Origin of the sequence: Xanthobacter autotrophicus (assembly GCF_029991245.1) — a bacterium.
Classification (GTDB): Bacteria; Pseudomonadota; Alphaproteobacteria; order Rhizobiales; family Xanthobacteraceae; genus Xanthobacter; species Xanthobacter autotrophicus_C.
Genome location: NZ_JAIVFO010000236.1, coordinates 1 through 3,698, shown reverse-complemented (window position 1 = coordinate 3,698; position 3,698 = coordinate 1). Strand labels below are relative to the sequence as shown.

General features: G+C 66.4%; 3 protein-coding genes. 2 read left to right on the top strand and 1 reads right to left on the bottom strand.

Translation table 11 applies throughout. The annotated features are described in order from the left end of the window. Nucleotides 1–212 precede the first annotated feature (212 nt). Entirely contained in the window at nt 213–1,604 is a 1,392-nt protein-coding gene (locus K9U41_RS22135) for a nucleobase:cation symporter-2 family protein (protein WP_282643002.1), read from the bottom strand. Between the two features lie 259 nt (nt 1,605–1,863). Here K9U41_RS22135 and uraH point away from each other — a divergent pair, with 259 nt between their 5' ends. After that, nucleotides 1,864–2,217, top strand: a complete 354-nt coding sequence (gene uraH / locus K9U41_RS22130) for a hydroxyisourate hydrolase (protein WP_282643001.1) — start codon at nt 1,864–1,866, stop codon at nt 2,215–2,217. A 3-nt stretch (nt 2,218–2,220) separates the two neighbouring features. After that, a complete protein-coding gene (gene puuE, locus K9U41_RS22125) occupies nt 2,221–3,669 on the top strand; it encodes an allantoinase PuuE (protein WP_282643000.1) in 1,449 nt (482 codons plus the stop codon). Nucleotides 3,670–3,698: the final 29 nt, after the last annotated feature.

Genomic DNA, 3,698 nt, shown 5'->3' with positions numbered 1-3,698 from the left:
GCCCGCGACCCTCGCCGTGCTCTACCCCGCCCGCCAGCTGGTGCCGTTGAAGGTGAAGGCCTTCGCCGACATGCTGGTGGACCAGGGCCGCCGCTACATCGCCCAGGAACTGGGGAAGATCGGGGAGCGGCTGTCCGCCTGACCGCAAAGCCAAGTCCAGGTTGGCCGCGTTCATCCTTGCGCCGCTCCCCGCCCCCGCCCCCTGCCCCGCGTCAGTGGGCCTCGGCCTGCTTCGCCGCCGCGACGATCTCCTCGGTGGAGGTCTGCTTCACGCCGTTGAAGAAGACGTTGAGCAGCACGGCGACGATGGCGCAGAGCAGGATGCCGCTCTCCAGCAGCGGATGCAGCTCGTGCGGCAGGTTCTTGAAGAAGTTGGGCGAAACCAGCGGGATCATGCCGAAGCCCACCGACACCGCGACGATGAACAGGTTGAAGCGGTTGGTCTTGAAATCGACGCCGGTGAGGATGCGCGCGCCGGTGGCCGCGACCATGCCGAACATGACGAGGCCCGCGCCGCCCAGCACCACCTGGGGCACGGCCTCCACCAGCGCCGCCATCTTCGGCAGAAGGCCGAGGCCGAGCATGATGACGCCACCCGTCACCGTCACCCAGCGCGAGCGCACGCCGGTGACGCCGACGAGGCCCACGTTCTGCGAGAAGGAGGTGTAGGGGAAGGTGTTGAAGATGCCGCCGAGGAAGGTGCCGACGCCATCCGCGCGCAGGCCCTTGGTCAGCGCCTTCTGGTCCACCGGCTTGCCGGTGATGTCCGAGAGGGCGAGGAACATGCCGACCGACTCGATCATCACCACGATCATCACGATGCACATGGTGATGATGGGCACGAGGTGGAACGTGGGCATGCCGAAGTGGAACGGCAGGATCACGTCGAACCACGACGCCGCCGCCACCTTCTCGAAATGCATGAGGCCGAGGAAGGTCGCCAGCACCGCGCCGGCGATGATGCCGAGCAGCACCGCCACATTGGCGAGGAAGCCCTTGCCCCACTTGATGAGGCCCAGCACCACCAGCATCACGAACAGCGAAATGCCGAGGCCCTGGAGCTGGCCGTAATTGGGATTGGCCACCTGCACCACCTTGCCGTCGATGGTCTGGGTGAAGAAGGGAATGCCCCCGCCGGCCCAGTTGATGCCCACCCGCATCAGCGAGATGCCGATGATGAGGATGATGGTGCCGGTCACCACCGGCGGGAACAACGGCAAAAGCCGCGACACAAAGGGCGCGACGATGATGCCGAAGATGCCCGCCGCGATTACCGAGCCGTAGATGCCGAGCAGGCCGATCTCAGGGCTCGCCGCCATGGAGAGCATGGGGCCGACCGAGGCGAAGGTGACGCCCATCATCACCGGCAGGCGGATGCCGACTCCGAAGAAGCCGAGGCACTGGGCCAGCGTCGCGAGACCGCAGGCGAACAGGTCGGCGCTGATGAGGAAGGCCACATCCTGGGGCGGCAGCTTCAGCGCGCGGCCGATGATGAGCGGCACCGCCACGGCACCGGCATACATGACGAGCACATGCTGGAGGCCGAGGACGGCAAGTTTTGGAGCTGGCAGTATTTCGTCTACGGGATGAACGGCTTCGGACATGAGGTCCCCCTGGAAAGCAAGTCGGGTCAGGTGCGGAAGGGCGTTTTCGTTTATTGGCGCCATCTTTGCGTGCGGCGCGGGTACCGGTCCGGCGGGTCTGCCCAACGTATCGGCATGCCTAATGAAAGATCAAATCGGGCGCCGTGAAAACCGTTGGATAATCGTAAGATCTTCCAATATTTTTGGGAAATGGATCGTCCCCAACCGGGTTATGCTGCCGTGCAGCGGATCTTTTGACCGCAAGGCCTGCGAGGGAAAAATGGGGCGCCTGTCCACGCATGTACTCGACACCGTCGCCGGTGGTCCGGCGGCCGATGTGGTGGTTGAACTTTACCGTTTGGCACCGGATGGCTCGCGCACGCTCCTGACCGAGCGCCGGACCAATGCGGACGGGCGTACCGACACGCCCCTGCTCGCGGGCGACGAGTTCAAGGCCGGCACCTACGAGCTTCAGTTCCACATTGGCGCGCATTTCCGCACCACCGGAGCGCCGGCCTCCGACCCGCCCTTCCTCGACGTGGTGCCCCTGCGCTTCTCGCTGGCGGACGACGGGCATTATCATGTGCCCCTGCTCTGCTCGCCGTGGAGCTACTCCACCTATCGGGGCTCCTGAGTGATGAGCGCGCCCATCGATCCCATCACCGGCCGACCCTACCCGCGCGACCTCATCGGCTACGGGCGCACGCCGCCCCATGCGCGCTGGCCGGGAGAGGCGCGCATCGCGGTCCAGTTCGTGGTGAATTACGAGGAGGGGGGCGAGAACTCCGTCCTCCACGGCGACAATGCCTCGGAAGCCTTCCTGTCCGAGATCATCGGCGCCCAGCCCTGGCCCCGCCAGCGGCACATGAACATGGAGTCCATCTACGAGTACGGCGCGCGGGTGGGCTTCTGGCGGCTGCATCGCCTGTTCACCGAGCGTGCCATGCCGGTCACGGTCTATGGCGTGGCCACGGCCCTCGCCCGCAATCCGGCCGCCGTCGCCGCCATGCAGGAGGCCGACTGGGAGATCGCGAGCCACGGCTACAAATGGCTCGAATACAAGGACTTCACCCGCGACGCCGAGCGCGAGCACATCGAGGAGGCCATCCGCATCCACACGCAGGTCACCGGCTCCCGGCCCCTCGGTTTCTACCAGGGCCGCTCCGCCGAACACACGGTGCCGCTGGTGATGGAGGAAGGCGGCTTCCTCTATGCCGCCGACAGTTATGCGGATGAACTGCCCTACTGGATCGAGAGTGCCAAGGGCCCGCAATTGGTGGTGCCCTACACGCTGGACGCCAACGACATGCGCTTCTCGGTGGCGGCGGGCTTCAGCACCGGCACGGATTTCTTCGACTATCTGAAGGACAGCTTCGACCTGCTCTATGCCGAGGGCGAGACCGCGCCGAAGATGATGTCGGTGGGCCTCCACCCCCGCCTCGCCGGCCGGCCCGGCCGCGCCCAGGCGCTGGCGCGCTTTCTCGATTACATCGCCGGCCACGAGAAGGTGTGGGTGGCCCGGCGCGTGGACATCGCCCGCCACTGGATCGCCACCCATCCCCCTGAGGGTGGCTACCGGCCCACCTTCATGCCGCGCGGCCTGTTCGTGGAGCGGTTCGGCGGCGTGTTCGAGCATTCCCCGTGGATTGCGGAAGGCGCCTACGACAAGGGTCTCACTCCCCGCGAGGACACCGCCGAAGGCCTCCACGCGGCGCTTGCCGCCGTGCTGCGCGCCGCCCCCATCGAGAAGCAGATGGGGGTCATCCACGCCCATCCGGACCTTGCCGGCAAGCTGGCTGAAGCCAGGCTGCTCACCGCCGAATCCACCGCCGAGCAGGCTTCCGCCGGCCTCGACCGGCTGACGGCGGAGGAGAAGGCCCGCTTCACCGCCCTCAATGACGCCTACGTGGCAAAGTTCGGCTTTGTCTTCATCATGGCCATCCGCGGCCGCTCCAAGGGCGAGATTCTGGACACCTTCGAGCGCCGGCTCGCCCACGATCGCGACCAGGAGATCAACGAGGCCCTCACACAGATCGAGCGCATCGCCCGGCTCCGGCTGGACCAGATGCTCCCGGAGGCCGCATGAACAAGGTCTTCCCCGTGCCCCAACCTGCC

Excerpts from the sequence above, each read along its gene's own strand:
- K9U41_RS22135 (WP_282643002.1), bottom strand. The coding sequence starts at position 1,604 with ATGTCCGAAGCCGTTCATCCCGTAGACGAAATACTGCCAGCTCCAAAA.
- uraH (WP_282643001.1), top strand. The coding sequence starts at position 1,864 with ATGGGGCGCCTGTCCACGCATGTACTCGACACCGTCGCCGGTGGTCCG.
- puuE (WP_282643000.1), top strand. The coding sequence starts at position 2,221 with ATGAGCGCGCCCATCGATCCCATCACCGGCCGACCCTACCCGCGCGAC.